Annotated in this window: 17 protein-coding genes; 4 read left to right on the top strand and 13 right to left on the bottom strand. The window is 69.5% G+C overall.

Annotation, left to right across the window (positions count from 1 at the left end; all coding sequences use genetic code 11):
- Nucleotides 1-90: 90 nt before the first annotated feature.
- Together KCG34_RS14475 and KCG34_RS14470 are read right to left on the bottom strand one after the other, a co-directional pair.
- Entirely contained in the window at nt 91-462 is a 372-nt protein-coding gene (locus KCG34_RS14475; RefSeq protein WP_211936355.1) for a GFA family protein, read from the bottom strand.
- Nucleotides 459-1,013 (bottom strand): hypothetical protein, encoded by a 555-nt coding sequence (locus KCG34_RS14470; protein ID WP_211936354.1) that lies wholly within the window; start codon nt 1,011-1,013, stop codon nt 459-461. Before KCG34_RS14470 ends, KCG34_RS14475 begins: the two co-directional genes overlap by 4 nt.
- Nucleotides 1,014-1,173: 160 nt before the next feature.
- Here KCG34_RS14470 and KCG34_RS14465 point away from each other — a divergent pair, with 160 nt between their 5' ends.
- Nucleotides 1,174-1,887, top strand: coding sequence for a DUF899 family protein (locus tag KCG34_RS14465; protein ID WP_211936353.1), 714 nt, complete (start codon nt 1,174-1,176; stop codon nt 1,885-1,887).
- A gap of 13 nt (nt 1,888-1,900) precedes the next feature.
- On the opposite strand, the gene KCG34_RS14460 is transcribed toward KCG34_RS14465, so the two are convergent.
- The 8 genes from KCG34_RS14460 to mutM form a co-directional block, all read right to left on the bottom strand.
- A complete protein-coding gene (locus KCG34_RS14460) occupies nt 1,901-2,647 on the bottom strand; it encodes an SDR family oxidoreductase (protein ID WP_211936352.1) in 747 nt (248 codons plus the stop codon).
- 216 nt (nt 2,648-2,863) lie between these two features.
- On the bottom strand, nt 2,864-5,296 hold the full coding sequence (gyrB, locus tag KCG34_RS14455) for a DNA topoisomerase (ATP-hydrolyzing) subunit B (protein WP_211936351.1): 2,433 nt from the start codon (nt 5,294-5,296) through the stop codon (nt 2,864-2,866).
- The gene (gene recF, locus KCG34_RS14450) at nt 5,293-6,444 is read right to left on the bottom strand and encodes a DNA replication/repair protein RecF (RefSeq protein ID WP_211936350.1); all 1,152 of its coding nucleotides are present in this window, start codon (nt 6,442-6,444) and stop codon (nt 5,293-5,295) included. The genes gyrB and recF overlap by 4 nt, the downstream gene beginning before the upstream one ends.
- 40 nt (nt 6,445-6,484) lie before the next feature.
- Nucleotides 6,485-7,603 (bottom strand): DNA polymerase III subunit beta, encoded by a 1,119-nt coding sequence (dnaN, locus tag KCG34_RS14445; RefSeq protein ID WP_211936349.1) that lies wholly within the window; start codon nt 7,601-7,603, stop codon nt 6,485-6,487.
- Nucleotides 7,604-7,828: 225 nt separating this feature from the next.
- Nucleotides 7,829-9,262, bottom strand: coding sequence for a chromosomal replication initiator protein DnaA (gene dnaA, locus KCG34_RS14440; RefSeq protein WP_367575999.1), 1,434 nt, complete (start codon nt 9,260-9,262; stop codon nt 7,829-7,831).
- A gap of 398 nt (nt 9,263-9,660) precedes the next feature.
- Nucleotides 9,661-9,930 (bottom strand): 30S ribosomal protein S20, encoded by a 270-nt coding sequence (gene rpsT / locus KCG34_RS14435; RefSeq protein WP_211936347.1) that lies wholly within the window; start codon nt 9,928-9,930, stop codon nt 9,661-9,663.
- Nucleotides 9,931-10,081: 151 nt separating this feature from the next.
- Nucleotides 10,082-10,951, bottom strand: coding sequence for a TraB/GumN family protein (locus tag KCG34_RS14430; RefSeq protein WP_211936346.1), 870 nt, complete (start codon nt 10,949-10,951; stop codon nt 10,082-10,084).
- A gap of 53 nt (nt 10,952-11,004) precedes the next feature.
- On the bottom strand, nt 11,005-11,868 hold the full coding sequence (gene mutM, locus KCG34_RS14425) for a bifunctional DNA-formamidopyrimidine glycosylase/DNA-(apurinic or apyrimidinic site) lyase (protein WP_211936345.1): 864 nt from the start codon (nt 11,866-11,868) through the stop codon (nt 11,005-11,007).
- Nucleotides 11,869-11,960: 92 nt separating this feature from the next.
- Between mutM and ubiE the strand changes: the two genes are divergently transcribed.
- Together ubiE and ubiB are read left to right on the top strand one after the other, a co-directional pair.
- On the top strand, nt 11,961-12,725 hold the full coding sequence (gene ubiE / locus KCG34_RS14420; protein WP_211936344.1) for a bifunctional demethylmenaquinone methyltransferase/2-methoxy-6-polyprenyl-1,4-benzoquinol methylase UbiE: 765 nt from the start codon (nt 11,961-11,963) through the stop codon (nt 12,723-12,725).
- Nucleotides 12,725-14,245, top strand: coding sequence for a 2-polyprenylphenol 6-hydroxylase (gene ubiB, locus KCG34_RS14415; RefSeq protein ID WP_211936343.1), 1,521 nt, complete (start codon nt 12,725-12,727; stop codon nt 14,243-14,245). Before ubiE ends, ubiB begins: the two co-directional genes overlap by 1 nt.
- A gap of 17 nt (nt 14,246-14,262) precedes the next feature.
- Here ubiB and KCG34_RS14410 read toward each other — a convergent pair whose 3' ends face one another.
- The 3 genes from KCG34_RS14410 to KCG34_RS14400 form a co-directional block, all read right to left on the bottom strand.
- The gene (locus tag KCG34_RS14410) at nt 14,263-14,850 is read right to left on the bottom strand and encodes a phosphatase PAP2 family protein (protein WP_211936342.1); all 588 of its coding nucleotides are present in this window, start codon (nt 14,848-14,850) and stop codon (nt 14,263-14,265) included.
- A 670-nt stretch (nt 14,851-15,520) separates the two neighbouring features.
- Nucleotides 15,521-16,189, bottom strand: a complete 669-nt coding sequence (locus KCG34_RS14405; RefSeq protein WP_211936341.1) for an O-methyltransferase — start codon at nt 16,187-16,189, stop codon at nt 15,521-15,523.
- Between the two features lie 17 nt (nt 16,190-16,206).
- Nucleotides 16,207-16,830 carry a hypothetical protein gene (locus KCG34_RS14400; RefSeq protein ID WP_211936340.1) on the bottom strand — a complete coding sequence of 208 codons (624 nt, stop codon included), beginning with the start codon at nt 16,828-16,830 and terminating at the stop codon, nt 16,207-16,209.
- A gap of 111 nt (nt 16,831-16,941) precedes the next feature.
- Here KCG34_RS14400 and coaBC point away from each other — a divergent pair, with 111 nt between their 5' ends.
- The gene (gene coaBC, locus KCG34_RS14395) at nt 16,942-18,132 is read left to right on the top strand and encodes a bifunctional phosphopantothenoylcysteine decarboxylase/phosphopantothenate--cysteine ligase CoaBC (RefSeq protein WP_211936339.1); all 1,191 of its coding nucleotides are present in this window, start codon (nt 16,942-16,944) and stop codon (nt 18,130-18,132) included.
- Nucleotides 18,133-18,159 lie beyond the last annotated feature (27 nt).

The following is an 18,159-nucleotide window of genomic DNA, read 5'->3' as shown; positions in this document are numbered from 1 at the left end:
CGCCTCGTTTCGGCCTGCGCCGGTGTTCTCGATCGCTGCCCCGACGGCCGTGCCCTGCGGCATCGAAGACCCGGCCGCGGGCCATCCGGTTCAATCCAGGTAGGCTTCCGTCACCGCTCCATCCAGATGGCGCACGCGGGCGGTCGCCAGCACCCCCAGGTCCAGCAGGCGGGCGTTGACGCCTGTGCGATTGCGGGCGGGGTCGACGGCGGTCCAGCGCACGACGCAGCCGCAGGTCCGGCAGCGGTGGAACAGGATGCTGGCCTTGCCCCAGGCATAGGTTTCGGTGGCGTCGTGGCCCGCCGCGATCTCGACCTCGTCCGGCCTGTAATAGGCCCACAGCACGCCATAGCGGCGGCAGATCGAACAGTTGCAGTCGGTGAGCGTCTGCGGCGCGCGGGCGAGGGTCAGGCGCACGGCGCCGCAATGGCAGGCGCCCTCGACGGGGGAGAGGGCGGTCACGGCGCGCGCGAGGCGCGGCGATGACGAGCGGACCCGATCTCGGGATTGCGCCGGCCGTCGGCGATGCGCAGGTAGATGGTAGGCTCTGGCGGCGCGGCCTCGGCGGCCGCGGCTTGGCCGACGGCGAGGGCGGCGCCGGGCTCGATGTGCAGGTGCGGGCCTTCCGGCCCATGGGCGGCCTCGGCCAGGACGCGGGTGAAGCCGGCATCGGCCTGGCGCAGCTTGATCGCCGCCCGCGCCTGGCTCATGCCCGGCACCACCACGTCATAGGCCTGGGGCGCGTCGGGCCCGCCCAGGGAGTGGTGCGAAACCTGGCCAACCGCCACGGTTCCCGCGCCGCGGCGGCGCAGGGCGTTCTCCTGGGCCCGGGTGCGATAGCCGCTGGTCTGGCGCCACTGGCCGGGTCCGAACACCTGGTCGAGGCTGGAATGCACCTTTTCCGTCTGGGATGCGGGCGAGACGGCGGCGCCATCCGGCGGATCGGCCGCCCACGCGGCCGGCCCTGCCAGCACAGCGGCCAGGGCGGCGATGACGACAACGGATTGGCGCACGGGCCGGCTGCTCCCCAAAGGCGGCGTCCGGCCTATGAAACGCTGTTGCGGGCCGCGGCTCAAGCGCCAAGCTGGCTGTGGCGAATTTGGGTCACGGCCCTTGTCGGCGCGCGGCAGGCCCATACGTCCTTGGTGGATAGTCCTCCAGCGGAGAGGTTCCATGGCTTTCGAAACCCAGACGCTTACGCCCGCCGCCGCCCTGGCGCGGGACAATCCGGTGCGCATTCCCGGCGAAAGCGCCGAATACCGCGCCGCGCGGACGGCCCTGCTGGCCGAGGAGATCGAGCTTCGCCGGCATATCGAGCGGGTGGCGGCCAAGCGGCGCGCCCTGCCGCCGGGCGCCCCGGTCATCGGCGACTATCGCTTCCTGGGCGAGGAGGGCGAGGTCGATCTGGCGGGCCTGTTCCAGGACAAGTCCAGCCTGGTGATCCACAGCTACATGTTCGGGCCCGAGCGGCGCCGGCCCTGTCCCATGTGCACCAACCTGCTGGCGGCCTGGGAGGGCAACGCCGCCGATATCGGCCAGCGGGTTTCGCTGGCGGTGGTCGCCCGCTCGCCGCTGGAGCGGCTGACGGCCTGGAAGCGGGAGCGCGGCTGGCGGCATTTGCGGCTCTATCAGGACCTGAGCGGGGCCTATTCGCGGGACTACCGCGGCCTGCTGCCCGATGGGGCGGAGGTTCCGGCCCAGAACGTGTTCACCCGCCGGGACGGGACCATCCGCCACTTCTGGGCCGGAGAGATGACCGGCTCGACGGCCGATCCGGGCCAGGACCCCAGGGGCGCGCCGGACCCTGCGCCCCTGTGGCTGGTGCTGGACCTGACCCCAGAAGGCCGCGGGACCGACTGGTATCCCAGCCTGGACTATCCAGCATGAAGCTTTGGCCGGCCTAGAGATCAATCAGGCCGCCGTCGACGAACAACTCGGCGCCGGTGGTGTAGGTGGCGTCGGCGGCGAGGTAGAGGGCGGCGCGGGCCACCTCCTCCGGCTCACCGGTGCGGCCCAGCGGGATGCGGGCCTTGGCCCCCTCGATGAAGGCTTCCTTCTGCGCCGGGGTCAGGCCGCCCCGGTCCAGGATCGGCGTGACCACCGGGCCTGGGCTGACGGTGTTGACCCGGATGCCGCGCGGGGTCAGCGCCCGGGCGAAGGTGCGGCCGAACGAGCGCAGCGCCGCCTTGGTGGCGCCATAGACCTCGCCGCCGCCCAGGCCGCCGTTGGCGCCGGCGACCGATGCGGTGAGGATGATCGACCCACCGTCCGAAATGGCCGGGATCGCATGCTTCAGGAGGAAGAAGGCGCCCTTGACGTTGAGGTCGAACTGGCTGTCGTAGAAGGTCTCGTCCACGGCCTCGACCGGGGCGAACTTGGCGATGCCGGCGTTGACGAACAGCACGTCGATGCGTCCGTGCCTGGCCTTGACATGGTCGACCAGGGCCTTGGTGGCGGCGATGTCGGCGCCGTCGGAGACGATCGCCTCGACGCCCGGCAGGGCCGCTCGCGCCGCCTCGACCGAGGCCGGGCTGGAGCCGGTGACCACCACCGTGGCTCCCTCGGCCTGGAACAGTTTCGCGGTCGCCGCGCCGATGCCGGTGGTGCCGCCGGTGATCAGGGCGATCTTGCCTGCAAGCTTGCTCATGGGAACAGCCTCCTTGCTGTCATGCATCATGGTGCACGCACAGATGGGGTGGCGCAGGCTTCAGGGAACGGCGGCGGCAGCCGACATTTTCGCTCGATACCGATAGAAAACCTGATGGTAGACGGTCAAGAGATGCTCGCCGCGTCAGGATTCCATTGCCCAGGCGCGCTACTCACACCTTCAGAAATCCTGAGGCATGAACAAGGGCGTTGGCGATCAGACGTCGACCTCGGCGTCCAGGGCGTTGTCCTGGATGAATTCGCGGCGCGGCTCCACGAGGTCGCCCATCAGGCGCGAGAACATGTCGTCGGCGTCGTCTGCATGGTTGACCCTGACCTGCAAGAGGGTGCGGGCGTCGACGTCGAGGGTGGTCTCGAACAGCTGGTCGGCGTTCATTTCGCCCAGGCCCTTGTAGCGCTGGATCGACAGGCCGCGCCGGCCCGCCTCGAAGATGGCGTCCACCAGGTCGCGTGGTCCGCGCACGGGGCTGGAGCGGTCCTTGCGGCGGAAAACGCCGGGCTTGGCGAAGGTCTGGGCGAGACTGGCGCCGCGCTCGGCCAGGCGGCGCGCGTCGGCGGAGTGGATCAGCACCTCGTCCAGCACCAGCTGGTCGGTGACCCCACGGCGCACGCGGGTGAAGACGAAGCCGCCGGCCTCGCCCTGTCGCCCGGACCAGGGTCCATCGCCTTCCTCGGCGTAGAGGTCCATGCGATGCGCCACCGCCTCCGGATCGGGGGCCTCGCCGAACAGGCCGGCCAGGGCGCCCTGCTCGATCGCGAAACCCGGGGCGCGGGCGGCCAGGCGCTCGATATTGGCGCGGGCGCCGCGGCAGGTCTGCACCAGGGCCAGAAGGTCGGCGCCGGCGATCTGCTCGCCGGTGGAGAGCTCGAGCACCGCGCCCTCGACGCCCTCGTCGATCAGATAGGCCTCAAGCTCGCTGTCGTCCTTCAGGTAGCGCGAGGACTTGCCCTTGGACGCCTTATAGAGCGGCGGCTGGGCGATATAGAGGTAGCCGCGCTCCAAGACCTCCGGCATCTGCCGGTAGAAGAAGGTGAGCAGCAGGGTGCGGATATGGGCGCCGTCGACGTCGGCGTCGGTCATGATGACGATCTTGTGGTAGCGGATCTTCTCGATGTCGAAGTCGTCGCGGCCGATCCCGGCGCCGAGCGCGGTGATCAGGGTGCCGACCTGCTCCGACGACAGCATCTTGTCGAAGCGGGCGCGCTCGACATTTAGGATCTTGCCGCGCAGGGGCAGCACGGCCTGGTTCTCGCGGTTGCGGGCCTGTTTGGCCGAGCCGCCGGCGCTGTCGCCCTCGACCAGGAACAGTTCAGACTTGGCCGGATCGCGCTCCTGGCAGTCGGCGAGCTTGCCGGGCAGGGAGGTGATGTCGAGGGCCGACTTGCGCCGGGTCAGTTCGCGGGCCTTGCGGGCCGCATCGCGGGCGGCGGCGGCCTCGGCGATCTTCTGCACGATGGCCTTGGCCTCGGCGGGATGCTCCTCGAACCAGGTGGCGAGGCCGTCGGCGACCAGGCCTTCGACCGCCGGGCGCACCTCGGAGGAGACCAGCTTGTCTTTGGTCTGGGAGGAGAACTTGGGGTCGGGCACCTTGACCGACAGCACGCAGGTCAGGCCTTCGCGCGCGTCCTCGCCGGTGACCGAGACCTTCTCGCGCTTGGCCGCGCCGCTGCTTTCGGCATAGCCCGTGATGATCCGCGTCAGGGCCCCGCGGAAGGCTGAAAGGTGCGTGCCGCCATCCCGCTGGGGGATGTTGTTGGTGAAGCACAGCATGGTCTCGTGATAGCTGTCGTTCCACCACAGGGAGAGGTCGACCTCGACCTTGTCGCGGCGGCCGCGGATCACGATCGGGGCCTTGATCAGCGGCGTCTTGGCCTTGTCCAGGTGGCGCACGAAGGCCTCGACCCCGCCCTGGTAGGACAGGATCTCCTCGAACGGCTCGGCGTCGCGCAGGTCCGAGAACTTGATGCTGATGCCGGAATTGAGGAAGGCCAGCTCGCGCAGCCGGTGCTCCAGCGTCTTGCGGTCAAAGTCGATGTGGCTGAAGGTCTCCAGCGAGGGCATGAAGGTGACCTGGGTGCCGGTCAGGTACTCGCCATTGGCCCGCCGAGGGGCCTCGCCGGTGACCACCAGGGGGCTGACCGCATCGCCGCGCTCGAAGCGCATCTCGTGCACCTTGCCGTTTCGCCAAATCTTCAGCAGCAGGTAGTCCGACAGGGCGTTGACCACCGACACGCCCACCCCGTGCAGGCCGCCCGAGACCTTGTAGCTGTTCTGGTCGAATTTCCCGCCGGCGTGCAGCTGGGTCATGATGACCTCGGCCGCGCTGACCCCCTCGCCCTCGTGGATGTCGGTGGGGATGCCGCGGCCGTCGTCGGCGATGGTGGCCGAGCCGTCGGCGTTCAGGGTCACCTCGACCAGGGTCGCAAAGCCGGCCAGGGCCTCGTCGATGGCGTTGTCCACCACCTCGTAGACCATGTGGTGCAGGCCCGAGCCGTCGTCGGTGTCGCCGATGTACATGCCCGGCCGCTTGCGCACGGCGTCGAGGCCCTTGAGCACCTTGATGCTGTCGGCGCCGTAGTCGTCGGCGCCGTTGGAGGGATCGTAGGTCTCGGGGGTTTGGTCGGTCATTCGTCGTCCACAATGGCGAGACTGGCGGCGTCCACATGAACGCCCTGGGCTCGCCCCTTCAGGTCGCTAAACAGCGCTTCTTCGGTCCCGGTCAGGAAAGCCTGCAGGCCCAGCGCCTCGATTTCATCGAAGAGGGCCGCACGCCGGAGCGGGTCCAGGTGCGCGGCGACCTCATCGAGCAACACTACAGGATTCGGTGCGGATTTCGCACCCGAAAGTCGCGCAGCCTGGGCCAAAACCAGGTTCAAAATCAGGGCTTTCTGCTCACCCGTGGAGCATTCGGCGGCCGGGCGGTCCTTTTCCCGATGACGGACGGAAAGATCGGTGCGGTGCGGGCCGGTCAGGCTGCGCCCGGCGGCGGCGTCGCGTGGGCGCCCGGCCAAGAGCGCGCGGGCGATCTGGGCCTCGATCTCCTCGGTTGGCGCGCCCGCGAGCGCCATCTGCTCGAAGGGGCCGGTAAGGTCCAGGTCGGCCTGGGGAAAGGGCCGGTCGGCCCGGCCGTCGATCTCGGCCTTGAGCGCGACGAGGGTGCGGACGCGGGCCTCGGCCATCCGCGCCCCGGCCTCGGCCAGGCGCGCTTCCAGCGCGGTCAGCCAGTCGGGGTCCGGCCCCTCCTCGGCCAGGAGCCGGGCGCGCTCGCGCAGGGCCTTCTCGTAAGACGCCGCCTGGGCGGCGTGGCCGGGCTCGGCGGCGAACACCAGTCGGTCGAAGAAGCGCCGCCGCTCGCTGGCGCCCTCCAGGAACAGGCGGTCCTGCTGCGGGGTCAGCCAGACCAGGCGCAGGTGATCGGCCAGGCGACCGGGCATCGCCGGCTCGCCCTGGGCGCGGACCAGCCGGCGGGCCGCGCCGGGGGCCTCGGTCCCCGTGCCCAGGCGGACCGGCTCCTCAGCGGGGTCGCTCTCGACCTCGGCCGCGACGGCCCAGGCGCGGCCCGCGGCCTCGCCCGGCAGGCGGCGGCCGATCTCGGCGATGGCGGCGTTGCGCAAGCCCCGCCCGGCCGACAGTAGGCTGACCGCCTCCAGAAGGTTGGTCTTGCCCGCCCCATTGGGCCCGAACAGATAGACCGGCCGCCCGTCCATGGGCAGGGCGGCGCGCTCATAGCCGCGGAAGTCGGTCAGGGTCAGCTGGCGCAGGACGGCGCGGGTCATGGCGTGAGGGGCGCAGGGCCCCTCCCCTTGGGCAGGGGTTCTACACGCGCAGTGGCATCAGGACGTACTGCACGTCCGCGTCCACCGGGTCCAGGACCAGGGTCGGCGAGGCCGGGTCGGCGAAGCGGAACTCGGCGGTCTCGCCCTTGATCTGGCCGCAGACGTCCAAGAGGTAGCGGGCGTTGAAGCCGATCTCGAAGGGCTCGCCGTCGTAGTCGACCTCGATCTCCTCGACCGCCTGGCCGGCCTCCATGTTGCGCACGGTGAGCACGATGCGGCCGCTTTCGACCGTCATCTTCACCGAACGGCTCTTCTCCGCCGAAATGGTCGCCACCCGGTCCACCGCCTGGGCGAACAGGGCGTTGTCGACGGTCAGGATGCGGGTGTTGTCCTTGGGGATCACCCGCACATAGTCGGGGAAGGAGCCGTCGATCACCTTGGAGGTCAGGGCGGCGCGGCCGAAGGCGAAGCGCACCTTCTGGGCCGAGACCTGCAGCTCGACGGTCTCGCCGGCGTCTTCCAGCAGGCGCCGGGCCTCTTGCACGGTCTTGCGCGGCACGATGACGCCGGGCGCGCCGACTGCGCCTTCGGGCGCCAGCATCTCGGCCAGGGCCAGGCGGTGGCCGTCGGTGGCCACGGCGCGCAGCTTGGTCACCCCGCCGTCGACGACAGTGTGCAGGTAGAGGCCGTTCAGGTAGTAGCGGGTCTCCTCGGTGGAGATGGCGAAGCGGGTCTTGTCGATCAGCCGCATCAGGTCGACCGTGTCGATGCTGAGCGAGCTGGACAGGCCGTCCGAGGACATCACCGGGAAATCGCCCGCCGGCAGCACCGGCAGGTTGAAGCGCGAGCGGCCCGCCGCGATGGTCAGGCGTGGGTCTTCGCCGCTGTAGCGCAGCTCGACCTCGGCCCCTTCCGGCAGCTTGCGGACGATCTCGTAGAGGGTGTGCGCGGGCGCGGTGATCTGGCCGGGCTGGTCAACGCGGCCGGGCGTCTCGTCGATGATCTCCATGTCGAGATCGGTCGCCGACAGCGCGAGCGCATCGCGGCTGGTGGACAGGAGCACGTTGGAAAGGATGGGAATGGTGTTGCGCCGTTCGACGACGCTCTGAACATGCCCCAGCGCTTTCAGCAGAGCCGCGCGCTCGATGGTAAGCTGCATCTGGACGTCCGAATCTGCGGCCGCGGACGGCGATTCCTTCCTCCGCGACCCTTTAAAGGGGAGGGGAGATTAACTGAAAAGCAACGCCGGGGAAGAGGGTTCGGGCGGCGCAAAACCAATTCGGCGGAAGGCCGCCGCTTCGCCAGGCGCCCAAAGCCAAGCAAGCCCCTTCCCCCGCCGTTCGGACGGAAGAAGGGGCTCGTCGTCCGCCCAAGGGGGGTGGCTTCAGCCCCGCAGCTTGCGGGTCAGGACTTCCAGGTCGCGGGCCAGTTGGGGGTCTTCCTGGCGCAGGGCCTCGATGCGGCGCACGGCGTGCAACACGGTGGTGTGGTCGCGCCCGCCGAAGCGCCGGCCGATGTCCGGCAACGAGCGCGTGGTCAGGGTCTTGGCCAGCCACATGGCCGCCTGGCGCGGACGGGCCACGGCGCGATTGCGACGTTCCGAGATCAGGTCGGCCTGCTTCATGCCGTAGTGCTCGGCCGCCGCCTTCTGGATGTCGTCGACGGTGATGCGCTTTTCGGCGCCGCGCAGGTGGGGCCGAAGGATCGCTTGGGCCTCGTCCAGGTTCAGCGCTTCGACCCGCTCGCCCACCCGGGCGACCAGGGTGTTCAGGGCGCCTTCCAGCTCGCGCACGCTGTCGGTGAACCGGTCGGCCAGGAATTGCAGCACCTCGGGCCGGGCGTTCAGGCCAGGCTGGCCCATCGGCCGGCCGAGCTGGACCAGTTTGCGCTCGAGGATGCCGAGGCGAAGCGTGCGGTCGGCCGGCTCGATACCGCAGACCAGACCCGCCTGAAGGTGCGAGCGCAGCCGGGCATCCATTTCGGTCAGGTCGTTGGGCGCCCGGTCGGCGGTGAACACCACCCGGCGGCCGTCCTGGGTCAGGGCGGCGAGGGTATGATACAGTTCCTCCTGGCTCGACTGCTTGCCGGCGATGAAATGCACATCGTCGATCAGGAGCAGGTCGGCGGCGCGCAGCTCGTCTTTGAAGGCCGGGCCGGTGCGGTCCATCATCGCCCGCACGAAGCTTTGCAGGAACCGCTCGGCGGTCAGGTAGATCACCTTGCGGCCGGGCGAGGCGCGCATGGCCTCCCAGGCGATGGCGTTCAGAAGGTGCGTCTTGCCGAAACCGTAGGGGCCATGGAAGACGACGGGGTTGAAGTGGCCGTCGCTCCAGCAGGCTACCTTTTTCGCCACCGAGTGGGCGAATTCGTTGGCCGGGCCGGGTACGAAGGTGTCGAAGCGGAAGCGCTCCTGCAACCCGGGCGCGCGCGGCGCCGTTTCGGCTTCTTCGGCCGCCGGGCTGGCCAGGGCCTGCAGTGGGGCCTTGGGCGCCGGCGCCGGGCTGGCTGCGCCAGCGCTGTCTTGCGCCGGCGCCGCAGTGTCCAGCTCCGCCCGCGAGCGCAGTTCCAGAGCGCGGCGCTGAGGATCGTACTGCGACCACAGCTCGGTCACCCGCCGCCAGGCGTTGCGCCGCACCCAGTCTCGCGCGATCCCCGTCGGCGTGACCAGATAGAGCTCCCCTGCGGCGTTTTCACGCACCCCCGCCTGGCCCAGCCAGGAATTGAAGGTGTCCTGACTCATCTCGCTCTTGAGCGCGGCCGAGGCCTTGGCCCAGACCGCTTCCAGTTCGCCGCCCCCCCGGTTGGCAAGACTGGTCATCCCTCCCGAATAGTTCATCGTCATATCGCCAGCACCCCGAAACCGGTCTTGGTCCGGCCTGTTCCCGCAACGGCCGAGCCTCTATGATTCACGCAAAATTCCCCTCGTCCGGCGGTTGCACTACACCGCCGGCGCCATTCTTCCGTACTGAGATGGAAACATCCTGTGAGGCCATGCTAGCCGGCGCCAAAGCCCGGTCAACCGGGATTCTTCGCGCCGTCGACGGATATTTCGATTGACTCTAAGTAGTCCCTCAACGGGCAAGGAAAACTCGTTTTTGGGCTTCTGTTCACGGAACAATTCCCCACGCGCCAACCAAGCCGCAAGACCATATAGGCCCAGCGGCTTGGCTGGAATTACTTAGATTTTCTCGAAGGTTAACGCCCGGTTGGACGTTATTACGCGGTCGCGAGCTTCTTCAGCTGGGCGGCCAGACGCGACACCTTGCGGGCGCCGGTGTTCTTGTGCACCACACCCTTGCCGACAGCGCGCATCAGCTCGGATTGCGCCTCGACGAAGGCGGCCTTCGCCTTGGCCACGTCGCCGCTGGCGACGCTTTCTTCGAACTTGCGCAGATAGGTGCGCACGCGCGAGCGGCGGGACTTGTTGACCTCAGTGCGGCGGGCGATCTTGCGGATCGCCTTCTTGGCGCCGGGGTTATTGGCCATGGATCTAGAGCCTCGGAACGGACGGGGCGACGGAGTTCAAACCGCCGCGGAAAATCAGAAGGAGGGGCATATACGGGAAGCGCCACGCCGGGTCAATCGGGTCTGAAGCGTCGCCGTCAAATCGTGTGTGCATGGCCCTGTGCATGACTATTCAAGGACCCTCCACCACAAGACCCTGCTTGCGTAGCATGGCCGGCACGCTGTCGGGCCCGACCAGGTGGCCGACCCCGACGACCATCACACTGACTCCGGGCTGCGCCAGGCGTCTCTGCATCACCTTCACCCAGCGCCGGTTCCGGTCGACCACGAGCGCCTTGTAGACACCGGGCGCCTCTTCTTTCAGCGGGTCCACGGCCTCGGCCCGGATCCCGGCCGTATCGCCCGCCATCCAGGCGGCGATCAAGCGGTCGTACTTCGCTCGGCCCTCCTCCAGTTCCCCCAGGGTTTCGCGCAGGGACGCGAGCTGGTCATGGGTCGGCGCCTGGGACAGATAGCCGATCTGCTGCTCCGGGGTCTCGAAGGCGAAACGCGCCAGCGTGGCCGGCGCCGTCGAGGACAGGGCGTGCTCCACCCCATCGTTCTGCTCGGCGCCCTCCTGGGCGTAGGCGGCGACCGAAAGGGTGACCTCGGCCAGCCAGGGCTTCAGCCGGTCGAGCCCGGCGATCGGCACGCCGTAGCGCTGGGCCATGGCGGCCAGGCGCTCGCGGTCCTTAGGCGGCAGTTGCGAGCTCAGGGTGACGCCCGGGGGCTCCATGCCGACCTTGATGGCCAGCTGGCTGGCCGCCAGCGCCGAGGCGTCGTCCAGCGGGATCTCGAACCAGAGGTCGCTGGCGTGAGCTATGGCGTCGTTCAGGGCCGGCGGCCGCCAGTCGAGCCCGGGCGGCAAAAGGTGCACCGAGCCGAACAGGACCAGGGTCGAGCCGTGGCCCTTGACGATCCACACCGGCGGCTGGGCCTGCGCCGCGCCGGCGCTGAAGGCCACCAGGACGGCGGCGAGGAGGGAGCGGAGTAGCTTGAACATCATCGAAACCTAGGCGCACGGCCAAGGCGGCGCCAGATGGCGCGCGTGAAGCTCTATTTCTGGCAGGTCGCGCAGAAGAAGGTCGAGCGGCCGCCTTGGACCGCGCGCTCGATCGCGCCCCGGCAGCGCGGCGTGCGGCAGGGCTCACCCTCGCGGCCATAGGCGGCGAAGCTGTGCTGGAAATAGCCCAGCGCCCCGTCGGCCGAGGCGTAGTCGCGCAAGGTGGAGCCACCGGCCTCGATCGCTTCTTCCAAAACCTCGCGCACGGCCTGGACCAGGGTCTTCAGCGCTGCGGGCCTGATCTCTCCGCCGGGCTTCAGCGGCGAGATGCGCGCGCGCCACAGGGCCTCGCAGACATAGATGTTGCCGAGGCCGGCGACGATGCGCTGGTCGAGCAGCAGGGTCTTGATCGCCTGGCGACGTCCGGCCAGTTCGCTCGCGAGATGGGCGGCACCGAAGCCCGGGCCCAGCGGCTCGGGGCCGAGGCCCGCGAACCAGGCGTGATCGCCCAGCTTCCCGGTCTCGATCAGGTCCATGTAGCCGAAGCGCCGGGGGTCGAAGAAGGTGACCACAGGGCCGGCCTCGGTGTGGAACACCACATGGGCGTGCTTGGGGTCGGCCGGTGCAGCGAGGGCGAATTCCCCCGGCCGCGCGCGGCAGGGCCCCCCCTCGATCTCGAAGCGGCCGGTCATGCCGAGGTGCATGACCAGGGTCTCGTCCCGGTCGAGCCGGGCCAAGAGGTACTTGGCCCGCCGCTCCAGCGCCTCGATCCGCGCCCCGGTCAGGCGCTGGACGAAGCCCTCGGGCAAGGGGAAGCGCAGGTCCGGCCGGCGCTGTTCGACCCGCGAGAGGCGCGCGCCTTCGAGCACCGGCTGCAGGCCGCGGCGGACGGTTTCGACCTCGGGAAGTTCGGGCATGACAGGGATGTAGGCCGCGCTGGGGCGCTTCGCCACAGCTTGTTGCGCTGAGGGATGGCGGGGCGGCGCCATCAAGGCTAAGACGCGGGGCCATGAGCAGCACCACCGCCAGCTTCGGTTTCAAGGATGTCGACCCGGCCGAGAAGCCGCGCCTGGTGCGCGGCGTGTTCGACCGGGTGGCCAGCCGCTACGACCTGATGAACGACCTGATGAGCGCAGGCGTGCATAGGATCTGGAAGGACATGACCGCGGCGCGGATGAACCCGCAGCCGGGCGAGGTGATCGTCGACTGCGCCGGCGGCACCGGCGACATGGCCATGCGCTACGCCAAGATGGCCCGCGCCGCCCAGGTCCGCCGCGGCGGCGAGGACGCCCGTATCCTGGTGGTGGACTATAATGCGGAGATGATCGCCGCCGGCCGGGCCCGCGGCGGCGCGCCGGAGATCGCCTGGGCGGTGGGCGACGCGCAAAAGCTGCCTCTGCCGGACGCCTGCGCCGACGCCTATTCCATCGCCTTCGGCATCCGGAACGTCACCGACATTCCGGCGGCCTTGCGCGAGGCGCGGCGGGTCCTGAAGCCCGGCGGCCGGTTCCTGTGCCTGGAGTTCTCCCGGCCGACCACCGAGGCCTTGCGGGGCGCCTATGACGCCTATTCCTTCAAGGTGATTCCGGCGATCGGCGGCCTGGTGGCCAAGGACCGCGAGTCCTACCAGTACTTGGTAGAGAGCATCCGCCGGTTTCCCGACCAGGAGACCTTCGCCCGGATGATGCGCGAGGCGGGCTTCGCCAAGGTCACGGTCACCAACTTCACCGGCGGCGTCGCCGCCCTGCACCAGGGCTGGGCCCTCTCTCGATAATGAGCCGGCCCGCCGCCTTTGTCCGGCTGATCGGCGCCGTCTGGATGCTGGCGCGGGCCGACGCCCTCATTCCGCGCGAGATCGATCCGATCCTGCCGCCGCCGGCGCGGCTGGGCGCGCGCTTCTTGCGCCTGTTCGCCGGCCCGCAGGCCAGGCGCGGCCGGCCAGGCGAGCGGCTGGCGGCGGCGCTGGAACGGATGGGGCCGGCGGCGATCAAGCTGGGCCAAGTGCTGTCGACCCGCGCCGACATCTTCGGCCGCCCCTTCGCCGAGGACCTGTCGCACCTGAAGGATCGGCTGGCGCCCTTCCCGGTCGAGGTGGCCAAGGCCGTGGTGGCGCGCGAACTCGATCGGCCGGTCGAGGTGGTGTTCGCCACCTTCGAGCCGCCGATCGCCGCCGCCTCCATCGCCCAGGCCCATCCCGCGACCCTGCACGACGGGCGCAAGGTGGCGGTCAAGGTGCTGCGGCCGGGGATCGAAAAGCGCATCGCCCGCGACGTCGAGACCCTGGAGTTGGCCGGGCGCCTGGCCGAACTGTTCGGACCCGAGGCCCGGCGGCTGGAGCCGCGCGCCCTGACCAGCATCGTCGCCCGGGCGCTGGAGCTGGAGCTGGATCTCAGGCTCGAGGCCGCGGGCGCCAGCGAACTGGCCGAGGTCATGACCGCCGACGGCTTCATGCGGGCGCCGGGCGTGGTCTGGGAGGGGGTCTCGCGCCGGGTGCTGACCCTGGACTGGGCCGAAGGCATGCCGCTGTCGGACCCCAAGGCCCTGGAACAGCCCGGGATCGATCGCAAGGCCATAGCCGACAACCTGATCCGCGCCTTCCTGGCCCAGGCCATGGACCACGGGGTGTTCCACGCCGACCTGCACGAGGGCAACCTGTTCGTCGCCGCGCCGGACCGGATCGTGGCCGTCGACTTCGGCATCGTCGGGCGGCTGGACGCGGTCGCCCGCCGTCACCTGGCCGAGATCCTGTGGGGCTTCCTCCAGCGCGACTATATGCGCGTGGCCAAGGCCCATTTCGACGCCGGCTATGTGCCGCGCCACCACTCGGTGGAGGCCTTCGCCCAGGCCCTGCGCGCCGTCGGCGAGCCCAATGTCGGCCGGCCCTCGGCGGCGGTCTCCATGGGGCGGCTCCTGGGCCAGCTGTTCGAGATCACCGCCCTGTTTGACATGCGCCTGAGGCCCGAGTTGGTCCTGTTGCAGAAGACCATGGTCACGGTCGAGGGCGTCAGCCGCGCGATCGACCCGGGGCATAACCTTTGGGCCTCGGCCGAGCCGGTGGTGCGCCGCTGGATCATGCGCGAGCTGTCGCCGGCGGCGAAGATCAAGGACTTGGCCCAGGACGGGGTGAAGGCCCTTCAGGCCCTCGCCCGCCTGGCCGAGGCGCGCGAGGCCGCCCCGCCGGTCGTGGTGGTCGAGCCCAACCCCTGGCCGGGGCGGCTGGGTTGGCTGGTGGCAGGCGCCGCCCTGGCGGCGGCGGGGATCTGGGGCTGGCTTCGGCTTCAGGGCTTGGCTTGACGCCAGCCGCGCGGCTCTCACGCGATCATATGCAGCAGGTGCAAGGCGTCGCGGACATTGTCGAACATCTGGCCGGTTTCGGTGAGCACCATGGCCGCGCAGGCATAGAACAGCGGCGGCGCCCGCGCCTCGACGCGCAGGGCCGACCCCGCGAGCCCTCGGATGGGCGGCGTCTGCGCCAGGGCGGCCGCGAGACCGCCGATCAGCCAGCCGGCGGCCACGTCGAGCGGATAGTGGATGCCGAGATAGACCCGCGCCAGACCGAAGAAGGCCATGCTGAGCAGGGTCAGGGCCACCGAAGCCGTGCGGCTGACGGTGAAGAGGCCGAGGGTCAAGGCGATCGAGAAGGCGGCCGTGTCGCTGGGGAAGGCGCTCCAGCCCTCCATGTCGGCGGCCCGGTCGACGGCCAGTTTGTGAAAGCCGCTGGCCGCATCGTACATCGGCCGCACCTCGAAGGGCGCGAAGTGGGCTATGAGCCGCGCCAGGCCGATCGACAGGATCGCGCCGCCGAGGCCGGCCACGAGCCTCGCCCGACTTTCCGGCGTCTTCTGGGAGAACCACAAATAGATGTAAGGCATTGTCAGGATCAGTTCGCGCGGAAACACGTTCTGATCCAGGTGCCAGACAATCTGATCCAGTCCCGCATGTCCGGCTGGACCGTTCAGCAGGTGAAAAAGATACAGATTGATCGCCGACAAACTCACCGCAGGCCCTACTTCGCAACCGGGGCGGCGGTTATAGGCCGGCAGGGCTTAACCGTCACATAACCGTTGCGAAAGCTTCGCAGTCTCCGGTGACGCCGGGGCGGACTGGCCTGCTTGCGCTTTGCTAAAGGGGGCAGCCTCCTGGCCGGGCGAGGATGACAGGTCTGGGTCGGAGTCCATCGTTGGGTAGGGCTGCCAGCAATGGAAAGCTTCTAATGACGTCGATGCTCGGCGATTCTCCGAACCCCGCCGTGGCCCAAGCAGCCAAGGGCTGCAGGTCTCACCGTTGCGATATGACCGTCGCTGCACAATGCGCTGGCAAACCGCACTGGACGCTCGCATGGAATTTCGGTGTTCTTAGCGCCATAGCAAACGGGATTGCCCGGGCAGTCAAAGTGCCCCAGTTCCACGGCAACGCATTCTTCCTGCGTATTTGGCCCGTCTACGCAGTCGGCAGAATGTCCAGCAACGTCGACACATTCACGAACGGGGAGCGAACCGCTGGGGTGGGTGAAGGTCGGCGAACAACCAGTGGCTACAAGAAGGCCAAGAAAAAGCAGCCCATCCCTTATCACCGCAAAACCCGCGCCAGCAGGAACCCGTCATGCCCCTTCTCGCCCACGGTCTGCACCGCCGTGGCGCTGACGCGGGGCTCCCGGCCGGCGAGGTCGAGGAGGTCGCGCACGCCGGCGACATTGGGGTCTTGGCTGGAGCCATCGGTGATGGCGCTGGCCCGCACTACGTTGTCGACCACGATCAGGCTTCCAGGCCGGGTCAGCTTCAGCGCCCAGGCGAAGTAGTCGGCGTTGCTGGCCTTGTCGGCGTCGATGAACACGAACTCGAACGGTCCGGCGCCCTCGGCCTGGAGCTTCGGCAGGGTTTCGATCGCCGGCCCGACCCGCACCTCGGCCCGATCCGCGAGGCCGGCGGCGGCGAGGTTGGCGCGGGCGACCTCGGCGTGGCGCGGGTCGATCTCCAGGCTGATCAGACGGCCGCCTTCCGGCAGGGCGCGGGCCAGCCAGATGGTCGAGTAGCCGGCCAGGGTCCCGATCTCGAGGATCCGACGCGCTCCAGCGGTCAGGGCCAGAATCTGCAGCATCCGGCCCTGGTTGGCGGCGACGGCGATGGGGGGCAGGCCCGCGGCGTGGCCGGCCGCCTGGGCCGCTTCGAGTACCGAGTCCGGGCCCAGAAGCGCCTCGTTCAGGACCTTGTCGACCTCGCTCCAGAGCGCCTGGGGCATGCCCGCCTCCTTCAAACTCAACCCTGGTCGTCCTCCGACCCGCCGCGCGACGAGCGGCGAGAATAGCGGTGATAGGAGGAACCGTCAGAGCGGTCCGCCCGCTGGGCCTCGCGTTCCTTCTGCTGATCCCAGTAGGCCTGGCCGTCGCGCGGCTTGAACATGGTGCGCGGCGCGCCCTCGCGGTTGCTGACCACGAACACATTGCCGCTGGGGTCATAGAGCAGCCTGTCGCCGTTGGAGCGGGTCAGGGTCAGCACGTCCTTGGGCGGCTTGTCGATGAAGGCGTGGGCCTTGGCCACATAGTCGTCGACCGACTTGGCGCCGAAGTCGGCCCCGTCGCGCTCGAAGTGGTACTGGGCGTTCTCCTCGGCCGTGTGCTGGCGGTTGGCGGCCCACATCGGCTTGCCCGAGACGAGCGGGATCGGCTTGTTGCGCGGGTCGTTGGGGTCATTGCGATAGCTGCCGGCCGCAGCCGGGCGGGCGGCCGAATTTGAGGCGACGCTCATCGTCCGCCCATCGTTGCTGGCCGAGTGGTCCCGCGCCGGGGTGCTGGCCGGCCCGCCGTCGCAGGCGGCCAGGACCAGAAGGGCGCACGACGCCGCGAGCGCCGACCAATCGGCGCGACCTTTACCTTTCACCATCATCCGTCTCCTGCGGAGGTTGTATGAACAAACTAAGAACAAAAAGCTTGGCGTTTGTCCAGCGCCTTTTCAGCGGATAATGATCGAGGCGGCGGAGCGCGAGGCGAAAGCGTGGACAGCAAACGGGTTCTGTTGATCGTCGGCGGCGGGATCGCCGCCTACAAGGCGCTAGAGCTTACCCGCCTGTTCCGCAAGGCGGGGGTCGGCGTGCGGCCGATCCTGACCGCCGCGGGCGCCGAATTCGTCACCCCCCTGTCGCTGTCGGCCCTGGCCGAGGACAAGGTCTATCGGGACCTGTTCTCCCTGACCGACGAGGCCGAGATGGGCCATATCGAGCTGTCGCGCTCGGCCGACCTGATCGTGGTGGCGCCGGCGACCGCCGACCTGATGGCCAAGGCCGCGAACGGCCTCGCCGGCGATCTGGCTGCGACCACGCTCCTGGCCACCGACAAGCCGGTGCTGATGGCCCCGGCGATGAACGTGCGCATGTGGCTGCACCCGGCCACCCAGAGGAACCTGAAGACCCTGGCCGCCGACGGGGTCAGATTCGTCGGCCCCGACGAGGGGGCCATGGCCTGCGGCGAGTTCGGGCCGGGGCGCATGGCCGAGCCCGCGGCGATCTTCGCCGCGGCGATGAAGATGCTGGACGGCGGCCGGCCGCTGGCGGGGCGGCGGATCATCGTCACCGCCGGCCCCACGGCCGAGCCGATCGACCCGGTGCGGGTGCTGACCAACCGCTCCAGCGGGCGGCAGGGCTATGCGATCGCGGACGCCCTGGCGCGGCTGGGGGCCGAGGTGACCCTGGTCTCAGGACCGACGGCGCTGGACGCGCCCTCGGGCGTGCGCCGGGTTTCGGTCGAGACGGCGCAGGAGATGCTGGAGGCCGTGCGCGCAGCCCTGCCGGCCGAGGCGGCGGTCTGCGTCGCCGCGGTCAGCGACTGGCGCCCGGACGAGGTGTTCGGGATCAAGCTGAAGAAGGGCAAGGACGGCCCGCCGACCCTGCGCCTGGTGGAAAACCCCGATATCCTGGCCGAGCTTTCCGCCGCTGGCCCGGGCCGGCCAAGGCTGGTGGTCGGCTTTGCGGCCGAGACCAACGACGTCGAACTGCACGCCCGGGCCAAGCTGGCGCGCAAGGGCTGCGACTGGATCATCGCCAACGACGTCTCCGAGCCCGGCGTGATGGGCGGCTCGGACAATGCGGTGATGATCATCACCCGCGACCACGTCGAGCGCTGGGAGCGAGCGCCCAAGGACGAGGTGGCTGGGCGTATCGCGGCGCGGATCGCCGAGGCGCTGGGCTGAGCCCTTTGCGGCCGAATCCTGTGGATG

This window comes from Phenylobacterium montanum, from assembly GCF_018135625.1.
GTDB classification, from domain to species: Bacteria; Pseudomonadota; Alphaproteobacteria; order Caulobacterales; family Caulobacteraceae; genus Poindextera; species Poindextera montana.
This window is presented reverse-complemented; position numbering and strand designations above follow the sequence as displayed.